This is a genomic window from Agathobaculum sp. LCP25S3_E8 (genome assembly GCF_052117165.1).
GTDB lineage: Bacteria > Bacillota > Clostridia > Oscillospirales > Butyricicoccaceae > Agathobaculum.
Map to the genome: position 1 here is coordinate 35,218 of NZ_JBQKJR010000010.1, position 14,344 is coordinate 49,561.

The window sequence follows — 14,344 nt, forward strand, 5'->3', positions numbered from 1 at the left end:
TCATGATACAATAAAGAAAAAGAATCGCCGCCTAGACGGGCGGACATCCTATCTCACGGAGGTATTTCTATGCTGCTGATTCAAAACGGTCGGGTGCTGGACCCGTATACCGGCGTGGATGCGCCGCGCGATGTGCTTGTCGGGGATGACGGCGTAATCGCTGCCGTGCAGCCGCACATTGACGCGCCTGCGGGCTGCGAGGTGTACGATGCGGCGGGGCTGACGGTTTCTCCCGGCTTTGTGGACGGGCATGTGCATTTCCGCGACCCCGGTCAGACGCAAAAAGAGGACGTGCTGACCGGCGCGGCGGCCGCTGCCGCGGGCGGTTATGCGACCGTTATCTGCATGGCGAATACGCTGCCGACCTGTGATACGCCCGAAATCATCCGTTATGTGACCGACAAGGCGAAGGACTGCCCGGTCGAGGTACTCCAGGCGGGCGCGGTGACCAAGAGCCTGAAAGGGCAGGAGTTGACCGATTTTGACGCGCTGACCGCTGCGGGCGCGCCCTGTCTGACCGATGACGGCATCAACCTCACTTCGGCGGCGCTGTGCCGCACGGCGATGGAGCAGGCCGCCGCGCGCGACATCCTGCTGTCCTTCCATGAGGAGGAGCCGTCGCTTGTGCCGTCTCCCGGCGTCAATTACGGTTCGGTGGCGGCAAAGCAATTCGGCGTGCCCGGCGCGATGGCCGCGGCGGAAACCGCGATGATTGCGCGCGATATCGCGCTGGCGCTCGATACGGGTGCGCGCGTGGTGTTCCAGCATGTCTCCTGCGGGCAGTCGGTTGCGCTCATTCGCGCAGGCAAGGCGCTCGGCGCGCGCGTCTATGCCGAGGTCACGCCGCACCATCTGAGCCTGAACGAGGACGACGTACCCGCGCACGGCACTTATGCGCGCATGAACCCGCCGCTGCGCCGCGAGGCCGACCGGCAGGCATTGATAGAAGGGCTGCGCGACGGCACCATTGATATGATTGCCACCGACCATGCGCCGCATACCACAGAGGAAAAAGCGCGCGAGTTTGCCAAAGCGCCGAGCGGCATCACGGGGCTGGAAACCGCGTTTTCCGTGTGCAATACCTATCTGGTGAAAACCGGCCGGCTGACACCCATGCAGCTCATCGACAAAATGAGCAAAGCGCCCGCGGAGATTTACGGCTTAACCGGCCGCGCGGTGGCGGAGGGTAATTTTGCCCGTCTGGTGCTGCTCGATTGGGAGCAGGAAACTGTATATCAAACGTATCAATCCAAAGCGGTGAACACACCGTATACCGGCATGCCGTTGACCGGTGCGCCGCGCGCCATCGTCACAGGGGTGCGCGTTATCGCCCGCTGACGACAAAATTTGTTTATGCGCGTCAAAAATTGCCAGAATTGCCGCCGTATAATGCGCTGCGTTCCAGTCATACTACCTGTACAACCAGAAATTGCGTATGGGAGGGAACGCGTAAATGAAGGCAACCGGCATTGTGCGCCGTATTGATGATTTGGGTCGCGTGGTCATTCCGAAGGAAATCCGCCGCACCTTGCGTATCCGCGAGGGCGACCCGCTGGAGATTTTCACCGACCGCGACGGCGAAGTGATTTTCAAGAAGTATTCCCCGATGGGGGAAATGGGCGCGTTGGCAGGAGAACTGGCTGAGGCGCTTGCGCGCACGGCGGGAATGAGCTGTGCAATCTGTGACCGCGATGCGGTCATTGCCGCGGCAGGCGGCGCGAAAAAGGATATTCTGGAAAAACGCATCTCCGCCGAGCTGGAGCAGCTGATGGAACAGCGCGTGGTTTATGAGCGCGGTGTGGACGAAACGCCTGAGCTGACGGTATCCGATCACGACGCGTATAATGTGGTCGTGGCGGTACCCATTATCACCGAAGGGGACGTCAGCGGCTGCGTGGTGTATGTCAGCGAGGATGAAAGCACATCGGCAACCGAGGTGACGGTCAAGCTGTGCCAGACCGCCGCTCAGTTTATGGCCAGACGTGTGGCGGTGTAAGGGGGCGGCGCGGCATGAAGGACAAACGAAAGCCTGAACGCGAGCCCAAGCCGTTCCCGCAGTATGACGACGCGGCGCATATTGATTCCGCCGCGGTCGCACCGGTACCGCCCTGGTCGCAGGACACGCCGCCGCGCGGAGACCCGGCAGCGACGGCTTACACGGAAATGTACTGTGAAAATCCGAAAAACAAGCAATAAGGCTGACAGGCCGGCGCGGAAACGCGCCGGCTTTTTTCAAATCTGGGGATGGGTGGAAAAGATGTAAAATCACAGTTTGTTCACAAAAGGAGTAGAGAAAATACCAGCAGATAATCAAGCGGCACAAAGATTTTTTGTTTTTTGGTCAAATTTTTTGTGTTTTGGACTTGCTTATTTGGTGTAAGAAACAGTATAATCTATTTTGTAAGGCTGCGCCAAGGCACGGCCTTACAACTTCCTTTATGAAGATGGAGCCGCGCCCCCTCGGCGCAGGTTCTTCTTGCGCAAAAAAATAGAGAGGTGAAAAACATGGTGTATTCGTTCCGTGGCGGCATTCACCCCGGTACTCATGCAGATCCGGGTTACAAGGCCGCGACAAACACCAAGCCGATCGAGAAGCTGGCACTGCCTGATCAGGTTATTCTGCCGGTTTCCATGCACATCGGCGCCCCGGCCAAGCCGATCGTTTCGGTCGGTGATACCGTGGATCTGGGACAGCCCATCGCGGAAGCCGGCGGCTTTGTCAGCGCTCCTGTCCACGCAACCGTGTCCGGTAAGGTCAAGGCAGTGGAGCCGCGTCTGCATCCCAACGGCAGCAAAGTGCTGTCGATTGTGATCGAAAATGACGGCGAGGACCGCCTGCACGAGTCCGTGCATCCGTACGACTTTGCTTCCATGTCCAATGAGGAGCGCATCGAGTGCATTCGCTCGGCCGGTATTGTCGGTCACGGCGGCGCAACCTTCCCGACCCATGTCAAAATCCAGTCCGGTATCGGCAAGTGCGACACGGTCATCATCAACGCGGCGGAATGCGAACCGTACATAACGGGCGACCACCGTCTGCTGCTGGAGCGTCCGGAAGAAGTGATCGGCGGCCTGAAAATGCTGGCCGATATCATGGGCGTGCAGAACGCGATCATCGCGGTTGAGGAGAACAAGTCCGACGCCTTCCCGGGCATCGAAAAGCTGATCGCGGACGATCCGCGCCTCAAGCTCTATCCTCTCAAGTGTAAGTACCCGCAGGGCGCGGAGAAGCAGCTGATTAACGCCTGCACCGGCCGTGAGGTTCCCTCCGGCAAGCTGCCGGCGGACGCAGGATGCGCTGTGTTCAACGTGGACACCGCCGGCGCGGTTTATCGCCGCTTTACCACCGGTATGCCGGTTATCCGCCGTATCGTAACGGTATCCGGCTCTGCCATCGCCGAGCCGAAAAACCTCGAAGTGCGCATCGGCACGCAGGTTGAAAAGCTGATCGACGCTTGCGGCGGCTTCAAGGAAGCGCCTAACAAGCTGCTGATGGGCGGCCCGATGATGGGTGTTGCGCAGTTCTCGCTTGAAATTCCGATTTTCAAGGGCACCAACGCATTCCTGGCCTTCTCCGGCGAGGAAGACAAGCGCGTAGCCAATCCGCAGTGCATCCGCTGCGGTAAGTGCATCAACGCCTGCCCGATGCACCTGCTGCCGAACTACATGAACCTGTACGGCAAGAAGGACGATCTGGACAACGCGCTCGAGTGCGGCGTGATGGACTGCATCGAATGCGGTTCGTGCGCCTATGTCTGCCCGGCCCGCATCCCGCTGGTGGCGCAGTTCCGCCTGACCAAGGGTAAGATTCAGGCCAAGCGTGCGGCAGAAAAGGCCAAGGCAGATGCCGAAAAGGCGAAGGCTGAGGCCGAGAAGAAGTAAGGAGGGGAAACGAAAATGTATGATCTGAGTAAAGTCGTCGTCACCTCCTCACCCCATATCAAGGCGGATGACGATACCCGCAGCCTGATGCTGGATGTGCTTGTGGCACTGCTTCCCGCGCTGTGCGTTGCGGTATACACCTTTGGCCCGCGCGCGCTGGTGCTGACCGTGATCACCATGGTTGCCTGCGCTGTGTTTGAGACCATTTACAACAAAATCGTAGGCCATCCGAACACCATCGGCGACCTGTCCTGCTTGGTGACGGGCATGCTGATCGCGTTCAACGTACCGGTTTCGGCTCCGTGGTGGATGCTGGTGTTCGGCGCGCTGTTCGGCATCATCATCGTGAAGATGCTGTTCGGCGGTCTGGGCAAGAACTTTATGAACCCGGCGCTCGGCGCGCGTGCGTTCATGCTGGCATCCTGGGCGGGCCTGATGACCACCTGGACCCAGCCGCATGCGTCCCTGCCGCTTATCGGCTCGGTCACTGTGACCGACGCCATCTCCACGGCAACGCCTCTGGCGGCTCTCAAGACCGGTGCATTGCCGGATGCGAGCCTGCTTGAGCTGTTCCTCGGCCAGACCGGCGGCGTTATCGGCGAGACCTCGGCGCTTGCGCTGATCGCTGGCGGCGCATACCTGCTGTGGCGCAAGGTTATCACCATCAATATCCCGGCCGCGTACATCCTGACGGTCGCAGTACTTACTTTCCTGTTCCCGATGGGCGACGTATCCCGCGTACAGTGGATGCTGTCTCAGGTGCTTTCGGGCGGCCTGATGCTCGGTGCGTTCTTCATGGCGACCGACTATGTCACCAGCCCGGTTACCCCCAAGGGACAGATCATCTTCGGCATCGGCTGCGGTCTGCTGACCGTGTTCATCCGTTATTTCGGCGGTCTGCCGGAGGGCGTTTCGTATTCCATCCTCATTATGAACACGCTGGTTTGGGCGATCGACAAGGCCACCCATCCCCGCAAGTTCGGCTACGCGCTGGATAAGAAGAAGGAGGCACAGTAAGTTATGGATAGCAGCAAAAAGGGCGGCGGCATTCTGATGCTGGTCGTCGTACTGGGCCTTATCACCTTTGTGTGCGCGCTGCTTCTGGGCGTGATTAACAGTGTGACGAAGGACAAGATCGAGCAGAACGGCATTGAGACCCGCAATCAGGCAATGAGCGAGATTATTCCGGACGCGGAATTTGCTGATGTAGAGGTTCCGGCGGACTTCGCTACGCCGGCCGATAAGAACCAGCCGGTGGTTTCCGGCGTATACAAGGCGACGCTGGATGGCGCGGACGCAGGCTACTGCGTGGAAGTCAACCCCAAGGGCTTTGGCGGCGCACTCAAGATGATCGTCGGCATCAATGCGGACGGCACGGTTGCCGGTATCAAGGTGACCGAGGCATCCGAGACCCCGGGCCTCGGCGCCAAGTCGCAGAGCGATAAGAACTGGATTGCACAGTTTGCCGGTCAGCCGGCGGACGGCAGTCTGGCCGTTTCCAAGGACGGCGGCACGATCAACGCCATCACCGGCGCGACCATTACCTCCCGCGCGGTCACCCTCGGTGTTAACACTGCGGCAAACTGTGTCGCAAGTCTGGGTTAAAGGAGGAAGAGCCAAATGAAATTTTCTGAACAGCTGAAAGCGGGCGTCATCCTCGACAACCCGATTTTCATGCAGACCATCGGTCTGTGTCCTGCGCTGGCAACGACGACCTCGTTGTCCAACGGTATTGGCATGGGCGTTGCGGCAACCATCGTTCTGATTTGCTCCAACGTCGTTATTTCCGCGCTGCGCAAGTTTATTCCGGATAAAATCCGTATCGCGGCGTTCATCACGATCATCGCAACCTTCGTTACCATGATCGACCTGGCACTGCAGGCGTTTGTGCCGTCTCTGGCGGCGTCTCTCGGCCTGTTCCTGCCGCTTATCGTTGTTAACTGCATCATCCTCGGCCGTGCCGAGGCGTATGCTTCCAAGAACAAGGTGCTGCCCTCCGCTCTGGACGGCGTATGCATGGGCCTGGGCTTTACGTTTGCTCTGGTCCTCATGGGCTTCTTCCGTGAGCTGCTGGGCGCCGGCACGCTGCTGTCCGGCCTGTCCACCCTGCTGCCGTTCCTGAGCTTTATTCCGGCGGAAGGCTTCGCCATTCCCGGTCTGAGCACCAACCCGGCGGTTATGATGATTCTGCCGGCCGGCGGCTTCCTCATGATGGGCTTCATCTTTGCAGCAATCCAGAAGATCATGTCTGGAAAGGAGGACAAGTAAATGGCTTTCAATTTTCCTGACGCAATGGGCCTGACCGAAGTGCTGTCGCTTGCCGTGGCAGCGGTTCTGGTCAACAACTACATTCTTGTCCAGTTCCTCGGCTGCTGCTCGTTCTTCGGTGTTTCCAAGAAGACCGATACGGCTATCGGCATGGGCATGGCGGTTATCTTCGTTATGGCGCTGGCCAGCGCGGTTTCGTGGGCGGTCTGGTATTTCATCCTCGAGCCGCTCGGTCTGGATTACATGCAGACCATCGCGTTCATTCTGGTTATTGCAACGCTCGTGCAGTTCGTTGAGATGTTCATGAAAAAGGCGATGCCGGCACTGTACTCTGCGCTCGGTATTTTCCTGCCCCTGATCACCACCAACTGCGCGGTGCTCGGCGCGGCCATTTCCAACATTGACAACGGCTATTCGTTCATCGGCTCGATGGTTTACGGCGTGTGCGCCGGTGTGGGCTACACGCTCGCAATCGTGCTGTTTGCTTCCATCCGTGAGCGTCTGGATGCAACGGCCCAGTGCCCCAAGTGCTTTGAAGGTTTCCCGATTGCGCTGATTTCCGCGGCGCTGCTCGCGATGTCCTTCATGGGCTTCTCCGGCCTGTCGATCTGGTAAGCAAGGGGGAAAGATAAGAAATGGATATGCAAAATATTATCTCTGCGGTCGCGGTCCTGTTTATCATGGGCATCGTGTTCGCCATCCTGCTCGGTATCGCGGCCAAGGTGTTCGCGGTCGAGGTGGATGAGCGCGTACCGCTGGTTCGTGAGTGCCTGCCGGGTGCAAACTGCGGCGGCTGCGGCTTCCCGGGCTGCGACGGTCTGGCGGCTGCGATTGTAGAAGGCAAGGCGCCGGTTAACGGCTGTCCGGTCGGCGGCGCTGCGGCGGCAGCTAAGATCGCTGAGGTTATGGGCGTGACCGTAGAAGCAGGCGAGCGCAAGGTTGCGCACGTTTACTGCAACGGCGGCTGCAACGCGGTTGACAAGGCAAAGTACGAAGGCCTGCAGGACTGCTCGGCAGCGCTGCGTGTTGCCAACGGCCCCAAGGCCTGCGCTTACGGCTGCATGGGCCTCGGCTCGTGCGTCAAGGCGTGTGCGTTTGACGCCATCCACATTGTGGACGGCGTGGCCAAGGTTGATTCCGACAAGTGCGTGGCCTGCGGCAAGTGCGTCGCGGCCTGCCCGAAGAAGCTGATTAACCTCATCCCGGACTCCAAAAAGGTACACGTCAACTGTGTAAACCGCGATAAGGGTCCTGAGGTCATGAAGGTCTGCTCGAACGGCTGTATCGGCTGCAAGATGTGCGAAAAGACCTGTAAGTTTGACGCAGTTCATGTGATTGACGGCGTAGCTAAGATTGACTACGACAAGTGCAAGAACTGCAAGATGTGCGCCAAGGCCTGCCCGAAGGGCTGCATCGAGCCGGTGCCGACCGAAGAGGAAAAGGCAAAGTTCAAGGAGATGCAGGCAAAGCAGGCGGCTGCTGCGAAGGCTAAGGCAGAGGCTGCCAAGGCTGCGGAAGCCCCCGCTGCGGAAAAGGCATCCGAGGACAAGTAATGGACTATCTGCATCCGATTTTGGATGACGCTGCTATCGCCCGCATGTCGAGCCTCGCGCTCGCCCATGTGGGCGATGCCGTTTATGAGGTGATGGTGCGGTCGTTTCTGGCCTGCGGCGGCATGCAAACCGCGAAAAACCTGCACCGCCGCACAACGCAGCTGGTCTGCGCACCTGCGCAGGCGGAAGCCGTGCAGCGCATCCTGCCTTTGCTCGACGAAGCCGAGCAGGAGGTTTACCGCCATGGGCGCAACGCCAAGCCCAAGAGCGTGCCCAAGTCGGCGTCAACTGCGGAGTATTCGCAGGCGACCGCGCTTGAGGCGCTGTTTGGCTGGCTGTATCTCAAGGGACGGTATGAGCGCATCAATGAGCTGTTCGGCGTGATTGCTGAAGGGTTTGAAAAATGAAAAAGGACGCTTTCCTGTCGGGAAAGCGTCCTTTTTGCGTTGTGCAGAAAAACCAAAAATGGAATCAAGCTTGACGAATGTCTGGAAGCTATGTAAAATATAACTAAATATAGGGATTCTGAAAGGAATTAGATTGGAATATTTTACAAAAAAGGGAGAGAACAACATGAGAAAAATACTGGCAGTTTTGCTATCGGTGGTGCTTGCGGTCTCCGTACTGTTAGTTCCGGCAGGTGCGGCAGTGGACGCTAACCGGTTCTGGCAGGAAAACGGGGACAAATTGATGCAACAGAACATTTTTCAGTACGGCGAGCGCCCGTTCCGTGAAGGTTTGATGCCCGCGCTGGTAAACGACCAGTGGAACTACATCAATGAAAAGGGCGAGGTCGTTGACTTAAACCGTGATCGTTTTATGTATGTGTTCGACTTTTTCGAAGGTCTGGCAGCAGTCATGGACAAGGACACTATGAAGGTGGGCTATATTGACACCACCGGTAAGCTGGTCATTCCCTGCCAGTTCTATGCCTTTGACTCGATGGGCAGCATCTATGTGGGCTATTTCCACAATGGCAAGGCAACCGTTTTCACCGACGGTAAATTTACTCCCACCGAGTACGGCGGTTCTACGGTCAAGGGCGCACAGATTGCGGAGATCAACAAAAGCGGTAGCAAGAGCAATGCGCGCACATGGGATAGCGACGATCTGACCGGACTGTATCTGATTGGCGATAACGGCTATATGCCGGATGCAGAGGAGATACCCATGGTTACCTACGGTCAGGCCTCCGCGCACATCACAGGCTATACGATTGATGAGGACTATGTCGGAAAAATGGTAATAGAGGTCACGAACACCGGTAATACGCAGCCGGACAAGGGCGACCTGTTTTATATCCCCTATGCCAAATTCAGTGAAGGCTCTGAAATAATCGATGCAGGTGTTTATGTGCCGTACCAATATATCCTGCAAATCTCCTATGAGGTAGAAGCCAACGCGACAACGACGCTGAAAATTCCTGTCGGCTTTCTACCGAATTATGATCAGGATTTAACAGAAGGTCAGATAGCACACGGCTGGCAAGCTGATGAAAACATAGAATCTGCACGCACGATACTGGCGCAGGCAGAAACGCCGGAGGAAGCAGCGGAGCTGCGTACTTTCTTCATGGGCGCACATGATTACGGCGAAATGGGTCTGACCTATGAGCCGGACAGCGACGGGGTTACCATTCTGGCAGCGCCCATGTCTACCAGCCGCCGGGCACAGTATCTGGATCAGAAATTATCCGCATTTACCAGCCAGTTCTAAGAAAAGAGGGAAAATAACATGAAAAAACTGATTTGCATGCTTTTGAGCCTGTGCCTGTTCTGCGCACCTGCGCTTGCCATCAAGGGCGAAGTTGTAGATCCAAATGAGCTTCCCTATATCCCGAGTGAGGGCGGCCCGAGCAATTGGGCAGTATCTGAAATCGAGTCCGCCATGCAGGCCGGTCTGGTTCCCGTGCTGACCGGCAGTCCGAAATATCAGGAAGCCATCACCCGTGAGCAGTTTGCGGAGTTGATCGTACAGAGCGTGGAAGTGATGCTGGATCAGGATCTGGAAGCCGCACCGGCCAACACGTTCATCGACAGCAGTAATCCGGCGGTTTTGAAGGCCAGTCAGGCCAGCATTGTCAACGGCGTGGGTGAAAACAAATTCGCACCCGATGTTACCACCAACCGCGAGGAGATCGCCACGATGATCGCCCGTGCGGTCAAGTACATTGAGCAGAACAACGGCACCGATCTGGCGCCCAAGGCGGCAAGCATTGCGGGCTTTGCCGATCAGGCACAGGTGTCGAAGTGGGCAGTAGAGGGGGTCGGCCTGTTGGCAGCCAACGGCATTATGAACGGTACATCCGCTACCACGCTGTCTCCCAAGGAGTCCTGCACGGTCGAACAGAGCATTCTGCTGTGTTACCGGCTGTATGTCAAGTTCCTGGCAGCATAAGTAATAAAAAAAGACGCTTTCCGTTTGTGAAAGCGTCTTTTTGCATTATTCGTCCGCTTCGTGTTCGCGGATCTCTTCGCGTTTGAGCTTTTGCTCGTTGACATAGACGCGGTGCTGCAGACGGCACAGCTCCTGCGCCAGCGGATCGGGCAGATGGATCTGGTCGAGGTCGTAAGACGGCACACGCTGACCGTCGATTTTGACCACACGTGCCTTGATGCCGACCACGGTCGAGTTGGGCGGCACTTCCTGCAATACAACTGCATTCGCACCGATGCGGCTGTTGTCGCCCACGGTGAACGGGCCGAGCACCTTTGCGCCTGTCGAAATCAGTACATTGTTGCCAATGGTCGGGTGGCGTTTGCCCGTGTCATGGCCGGTGCCGCCGAGGGTTACGCCATGGTAAATCGTGCAGTCATCCCCAATCTCGGCAGTTTCACCGATGACAATGCCCATGCCGTGGTCGATAAACAGGCGGTGCCCGATGGTCGCGCCCGGATGAATTTCGATGCCGGTCATATGACGGGCGAACTGGGAAAGCGCACGCGCGAGAAAGAAATGCTTATGTTTGTACAGCCAATGCGCCTGACGGTGGTAAATGAGTGCGTGAAAGCCCTGATAGAGCAGAAAAACTTCAAGCGTGGTGCGCGCAGCCGGATCGCGGTCGCGAATCGAGCGCGCGTCATCAAGCAGCCCCTTGAAAATCATAAAGCAATCATCCTATCAAAACAGTGTGAATTCGTGATACCATTCATTATAGCGGCTTTGGTATGAAAATTCAAACCTTTGATTGAAATTAAGAAAAAAAGTGGTATAATGTAAGAAGATTTTGCTGAATGAAGGAAGATTATTATGAAAATTACTGTCATGGGTCTGGGCTATATCGGCTTGCCGACCGCGATCACCCTCGCGGAAGCCGGCTTTGAAGTCTGCGGCTTTGATGTGAACGAAAAAACAATCGAAACCCTCAAGGGTGGTCATATCCATATTGTCGAGCCGGGCCTGCAGGAGGCGTTTGAAACCGCCGTTGCACACGGGCATCTGCATTTCTCCAGCGAGCTGGGCAAGTCCGATGTGTTCTATATCGCTGTACCCACGCCGTTCTATCAGGATGAAACCGGCAGCCACAAGGCTGACCTCAAGTATGTCGAATCCGCAGGCCGCATGGCGGGCAAGGTGCTCGAAGCGCCCAATCTGGTGATTCTGGAATCCACGGTGCCGCCGCACACCACCGAAATGCTCGCGCGTGTGCTCTCCGAGGAGTCCGGCATCGACATGGACAAGATTCATGTTGCGCACTGCCCGGAGCGCGTCATCCCGGGCAACATGATGTATGAACTGAAGAACAACGACCGCATTGTCGGCGCGCGCACCCCGGAAGCCGCTGAAATGGCTGCGTCCATCTACGAAAAGGTGCTGGAAAAGGGCGTCGTGCACAAGACCGACGACCTGACCGCCGAGATGTGCAAGCTGACCGAGAACACCTTCCGCGATGTCAACATTGCGTACGCGAACGAGCTGTCGGTCATCTGCGACAAGATGGGCATTGACGTATTCGAGTTGATTAAGCTCGCTAACTGCCACCCGCGCGTCAATATCCTGACGCCGGGCGTGGGCGTGGGCGGTCACTGCATCGCCGTTGACCCGTGGTTCATCTACGAGCAGTTCCCGGCGGAGGCCAAGGTTATCCTCGCCGCGCGTGAACGCAACGAGAACAAGCCGCGCTTCGTAGCCGAAAAGGTCGTCTCCAAGATGGGCAAGGTCACTGATACGGTCGGCGTGCTCGGTCTGAGCTATAAGCCGGATGTGGACGACTTGCGCGAGTCCCCCTCGATTGAGCTGTGCCATATTTTGCAGGAGAAGGGCGTCAAGGTCATCGCCTGTGAGCCGTTTGCAAAGGACAGCGAAGTAAAGGGCATTCCCAACGTCTCCTTTGAGGAGATTCTCGCCAAGGCGGATTATCTGGTGATTACGCTTGGTCATACTCTGTTTAAAGATAACAAAAAGTTGATTGCCGAGAAGCCGTATTACGACTGCGTCGGCCTGATGGAGTAAAGAACGCACAATCCAAAACGGCACAGCATTTGCTGTGCCGTTTTTTTATGGAAAGTTGCGTGGGTTTTGCAAGGAGTTTGCGTAGATATAGGTAGACAGGATAGAGAAAGGGGGCGGCAGCATGGACGACAAAATCCTCGCGCTGCTTTCTGCGGGCGATGCGGAGGGCGTAACGCTTTTGCAAAAGCAGTACGGTCCGATGGTGCAGTACATTGTGCGCGGCATCCTGCGCGACGCGCAGGACACGGAAGAATGCGTCAGCGATGTTTTCCTGCACGTATGGGAGCGGTTTGCGTCGTTTGACCGCGCAAAGGGCACGCTGGCCGCGTGGATGACGGCTGTGGCACGCAACGCAGCGGTCGACCGGCTGCGCCGTCGGCGCGCGCCGGACGAGACGTGGGATGAGCAGACAGGGGCTTCTCCCTCGCCGGAGGAGGTGGTGTTGCGGCGTGAGCGCACGCAGCTTTTGCAAAAGGCGGTTGACGCGCTCGGTGCGTCCGAGCAGATGCTGTTTTACCGCAAGTATTATTATTTGCAGTCCACCGCGCAGATCGCAGCGGAAATGGGACTAACCGAGCGAGCGGTCGAGGGACGGTTGTACCGTCTGCGCCGCCATCTGCAAAAGGCGTTGGGAGGTGACGCGCTATGACCGGACCGGAACGGGACGAATTTGACCGGATGATCGAGCAGGAGATTGCCGATACCATACCCACGCAGGGCGTGGTCGATGAGGTCAATCCGTGGCATGAGCCGATTGACCGCATTGCAGGAGGGCTGGCGCTGACCGGCATCACGCTTAATTTTCTGTATCTGCAATACCTGCTGCCTGCGGTGGGTGTGGTGCTGCAATATTTGGGTTTCCGCGCGCTGCGCCGCAACGGAGCGGCCTTTCGACTGGCGTGGGCGCTTTCTGTTGTGCGGCTGGTTTGGGTGGGCGCGTTTCTGGTGTTGTCGGTCACGCCTTGGCTGCCAACGGGTAATTTGGATATCGGCCTCGGACTGGCGGGCATGGGCATTCAGATTGTGCAGATGCTTGCGCTGCGTGCCGGACTGCGGCAGGTGTGCCGTACGGCGGACATCGAACCGAAGAGCGACCCGCTCAAAGCGGCGGTGTGCTGGGAAGGGTTCATCCTTGTGCTGGCGTTTTCGCCGCTGGCGCACAGCTGGCTGGCCGCGATTCCGATGTTGATTGCCTTTGTGTGCATCGTGCGCGCACTGTTCCGACTGGGCGAGGCGATGGGCGAAGCCGGGTACTGCTTTACAGCCGCTCCCGTGCGTCTGAACACGAGCGCGGTGAGATGGGGCTTTCTCGGCGGCTGCCTGCTGCTCATGCTGGCCTTGAGCGTGTGCGTCAACCATCCGCGGCTGGATGCCGCGCCGATGGAGGAGCACGGGGAGGCTGAAATCCGGCAGCAGCTCGCTGACCTCGGTTTGCCGGACGAGGTGCTGGCTGACCTCAAGGATGAGGACGTGCGCGCACTGGACGGCGCGTTCCATGTCGCCTGCTGCGCGGAGATGCTGGCGTTTGGCCCGGATGCGCAGAGTATGACGCTGTGCGACCAGACCAACGCGCCCGAACGTGCGCCGATTGAGCCGGAGATTTCGCCCGGTAAGGATACGATGATTGCATCCACCTATTATATTGAGCTGCCGGAGTACCGCATGGCGGTGCTGCACCGCCTTGCGTGGGTACAGGGCAGCGCGTACTGGGGCGATGCGTTTTCCGCCTTTGAGGACAGCGATTACGGCTATGACCTGATTGGCGGGCGGCTGGTGTACGAGAAACGGAGGCAAACCTATGCCGCTCCCATTCCCGACCTTGCCGATAATACAGTGACGACGACCAACATGTTCGGCACATACACCAGCAACCAGATTAGCGGCGTCATCAGCTATCCGCTGGGTGCGGATAACCCGCGAGGCTATATGCTCTATGTCATGCAGCTGGACGAAAATCGCGTGTTTGGCGCTACGGGAATCAATTATTATCACGCTTCGCAGCCGTTTTGCCTCCCGTATCGCACGCCGCGGGATCGCACGCTGGGCTGGAACGACCATGCGCGGCTGCAGCATTACAGCAATTTCAATACGCAGCTGGAACGTTCGGCAGCGGAAGCCTGACGGATTGTGACGATTTTGTGTTTTTGCTTGTATCGTTCTCCGAAAGGTGCTATACTGATTAAAGTCTG

Annotated in this window: 16 protein-coding genes; 15 read left to right on the top strand and 1 reads right to left on the bottom strand. The window is 57.6% G+C overall.

Going from position 1 to position 14,344, the window contains the following annotated elements:
• The first annotated feature begins 69 nt into the window (after window positions 1–69).
• The 12 genes from ACTQ34_RS05665 to ACTQ34_RS05720 all read left to right on the top strand — a co-directional run bounded on the left by ACTQ34_RS05665 (window position 70) and on the right by ACTQ34_RS05720 (window position 10,100).
• Entirely contained in the window at window positions 70–1,338 is a 1,269-nt protein-coding gene (locus ACTQ34_RS05665; protein ID WP_441362913.1) for a dihydroorotase, read from the top strand.
• A gap of 115 nt (window positions 1,339–1,453) precedes the next feature.
• Window positions 1,454–1,996: a stage V sporulation T C-terminal domain-containing protein gene (locus ACTQ34_RS05670; protein WP_441362914.1), complete on the top strand. Its 543-nt coding sequence runs from the start codon at window positions 1,454–1,456 to the stop codon at window positions 1,994–1,996.
• A gap of 14 nt (window positions 1,997–2,010) precedes the next feature.
• Complete coding sequence (locus tag ACTQ34_RS05675; RefSeq protein WP_441362915.1) at window positions 2,011–2,196, top strand: hypothetical protein; 186 nt, start codon at window positions 2,011–2,013, stop codon at window positions 2,194–2,196.
• Window positions 2,197–2,505: 309 nt separating this feature from the next.
• On the top strand, window positions 2,506–3,882 hold the full coding sequence (gene rsxC / locus ACTQ34_RS05680; protein WP_441362916.1) for an electron transport complex subunit RsxC: 1,377 nt from the start codon (window positions 2,506–2,508) through the stop codon (window positions 3,880–3,882).
• 15 nt (window positions 3,883–3,897) lie between these two features.
• A complete protein-coding gene (locus tag ACTQ34_RS05685; RefSeq protein ID WP_441362917.1) occupies window positions 3,898–4,899 on the top strand; it encodes an RnfABCDGE type electron transport complex subunit D in 1,002 nt (333 codons plus the stop codon).
• 3 nt (window positions 4,900–4,902) lie between these two features.
• Window positions 4,903–5,487: an RnfABCDGE type electron transport complex subunit G gene (locus ACTQ34_RS05690; protein WP_373165287.1), complete on the top strand. Its 585-nt coding sequence runs from the start codon at window positions 4,903–4,905 to the stop codon at window positions 5,485–5,487.
• 15 nt (window positions 5,488–5,502) lie between these two features.
• Window positions 5,503–6,150 (top strand): electron transport complex subunit RsxE, encoded by a 648-nt coding sequence (rsxE, locus tag ACTQ34_RS05695; RefSeq protein WP_441362918.1) that lies wholly within the window; start codon window positions 5,503–5,505, stop codon window positions 6,148–6,150.
• Window positions 6,151–6,765 (top strand): electron transport complex subunit RsxA, encoded by a 615-nt coding sequence (gene rsxA, locus ACTQ34_RS05700; RefSeq protein WP_441362919.1) that lies wholly within the window; start codon window positions 6,151–6,153, stop codon window positions 6,763–6,765.
• Between the two features lie 26 nt (window positions 6,766–6,791).
• The gene (locus ACTQ34_RS05705; protein ID WP_441362948.1) at window positions 6,792–7,703 is read left to right on the top strand and encodes an RnfABCDGE type electron transport complex subunit B; all 912 of its coding nucleotides are present in this window, start codon (window positions 6,792–6,794) and stop codon (window positions 7,701–7,703) included.
• Complete coding sequence (locus ACTQ34_RS05710) at window positions 7,703–8,110, top strand: Mini-ribonuclease 3 (protein ID WP_441362920.1); 408 nt, start codon at window positions 7,703–7,705, stop codon at window positions 8,108–8,110. Before ACTQ34_RS05705 ends, ACTQ34_RS05710 begins: the two co-directional genes overlap by 1 nt.
• A 166-nt stretch (window positions 8,111–8,276) precedes the next feature.
• Window positions 8,277–9,419 carry a WG repeat-containing protein gene (locus tag ACTQ34_RS05715; protein WP_441362921.1) on the top strand — a complete coding sequence of 381 codons (1,143 nt, stop codon included), beginning with the start codon at window positions 8,277–8,279 and terminating at the stop codon, window positions 9,417–9,419.
• Window positions 9,420–9,437: 18 nt separating this feature from the next.
• Entirely contained in the window at window positions 9,438–10,100 is a 663-nt protein-coding gene (locus ACTQ34_RS05720) for an S-layer homology domain-containing protein (RefSeq protein ID WP_441362922.1), read from the top strand.
• Window positions 10,101–10,145: 45 nt separating this feature from the next.
• On the opposite strand, the gene epsC is transcribed toward ACTQ34_RS05720, so the two are convergent.
• Complete coding sequence (epsC, locus tag ACTQ34_RS05725) at window positions 10,146–10,805, bottom strand: serine O-acetyltransferase EpsC (protein WP_441362949.1); 660 nt, start codon at window positions 10,803–10,805, stop codon at window positions 10,146–10,148.
• A 147-nt stretch (window positions 10,806–10,952) separates the two neighbouring features.
• Here epsC and ACTQ34_RS05730 point away from each other — a divergent pair, with 147 nt between their 5' ends.
• The 3 genes from ACTQ34_RS05730 (at window position 10,953) to ACTQ34_RS05740 (ending at window position 14,276) form a co-directional block, all read left to right on the top strand.
• Window positions 10,953–12,155: a nucleotide sugar dehydrogenase gene (locus tag ACTQ34_RS05730; protein ID WP_441362923.1), complete on the top strand. Its 1,203-nt coding sequence runs from the start codon at window positions 10,953–10,955 to the stop codon at window positions 12,153–12,155.
• Between the two features lie 121 nt (window positions 12,156–12,276).
• Window positions 12,277–12,804: an RNA polymerase sigma factor gene (locus ACTQ34_RS05735; protein WP_441362924.1), complete on the top strand. Its 528-nt coding sequence runs from the start codon at window positions 12,277–12,279 to the stop codon at window positions 12,802–12,804.
• Window positions 12,801–14,276 (top strand): hypothetical protein, encoded by a 1,476-nt coding sequence (locus tag ACTQ34_RS05740; protein ID WP_441362925.1) that lies wholly within the window; start codon window positions 12,801–12,803, stop codon window positions 14,274–14,276. The genes ACTQ34_RS05735 and ACTQ34_RS05740 overlap by 4 nt, the downstream gene beginning before the upstream one ends.
• Window positions 14,277–14,344 lie beyond the last annotated feature (68 nt).

Bases quoted from the DNA above. Each gene is read 5' to 3' on its own strand.
- rsxA (WP_441362919.1), top strand. From the start codon at position 6,151: ATGGCTTTCAATTTTCCTGACGCAATGGGCCTGACCGAAGTGCTGTCG.
- ACTQ34_RS05685 (WP_441362917.1), top strand. From the start codon at position 3,898: ATGTATGATCTGAGTAAAGTCGTCGTCACCTCCTCACCCCATATCAAG.
- ACTQ34_RS05715 (WP_441362921.1), top strand. From the start codon at position 8,277: ATGAGAAAAATACTGGCAGTTTTGCTATCGGTGGTGCTTGCGGTCTCC.
- ACTQ34_RS05735 (WP_441362924.1), top strand. From the start codon at position 12,277: ATGGACGACAAAATCCTCGCGCTGCTTTCTGCGGGCGATGCGGAGGGC.
- ACTQ34_RS05690 (WP_373165287.1), top strand. From the start codon at position 4,903: ATGGATAGCAGCAAAAAGGGCGGCGGCATTCTGATGCTGGTCGTCGTA.
- ACTQ34_RS05675 (WP_441362915.1), top strand. From the start codon at position 2,011: ATGAAGGACAAACGAAAGCCTGAACGCGAGCCCAAGCCGTTCCCGCAG.
- ACTQ34_RS05720 (WP_441362922.1), top strand. From the start codon at position 9,438: ATGAAAAAACTGATTTGCATGCTTTTGAGCCTGTGCCTGTTCTGCGCA.
- rsxE (WP_441362918.1), top strand. From the start codon at position 5,503: ATGAAATTTTCTGAACAGCTGAAAGCGGGCGTCATCCTCGACAACCCG.
- ACTQ34_RS05670 (WP_441362914.1), top strand. From the start codon at position 1,454: ATGAAGGCAACCGGCATTGTGCGCCGTATTGATGATTTGGGTCGCGTG.
- rsxC (WP_441362916.1), top strand. From the start codon at position 2,506: ATGGTGTATTCGTTCCGTGGCGGCATTCACCCCGGTACTCATGCAGAT.
- ACTQ34_RS05730 (WP_441362923.1), top strand. From the start codon at position 10,953: ATGAAAATTACTGTCATGGGTCTGGGCTATATCGGCTTGCCGACCGCG.
- ACTQ34_RS05705 (WP_441362948.1), top strand. From the start codon at position 6,792: ATGCAAAATATTATCTCTGCGGTCGCGGTCCTGTTTATCATGGGCATC.
- ACTQ34_RS05740 (WP_441362925.1), top strand. From the start codon at position 12,801: ATGACCGGACCGGAACGGGACGAATTTGACCGGATGATCGAGCAGGAG.
- ACTQ34_RS05665 (WP_441362913.1), top strand. From the start codon at position 70: ATGCTGCTGATTCAAAACGGTCGGGTGCTGGACCCGTATACCGGCGTG.
- ACTQ34_RS05710 (WP_441362920.1), top strand. From the start codon at position 7,703: ATGGACTATCTGCATCCGATTTTGGATGACGCTGCTATCGCCCGCATG.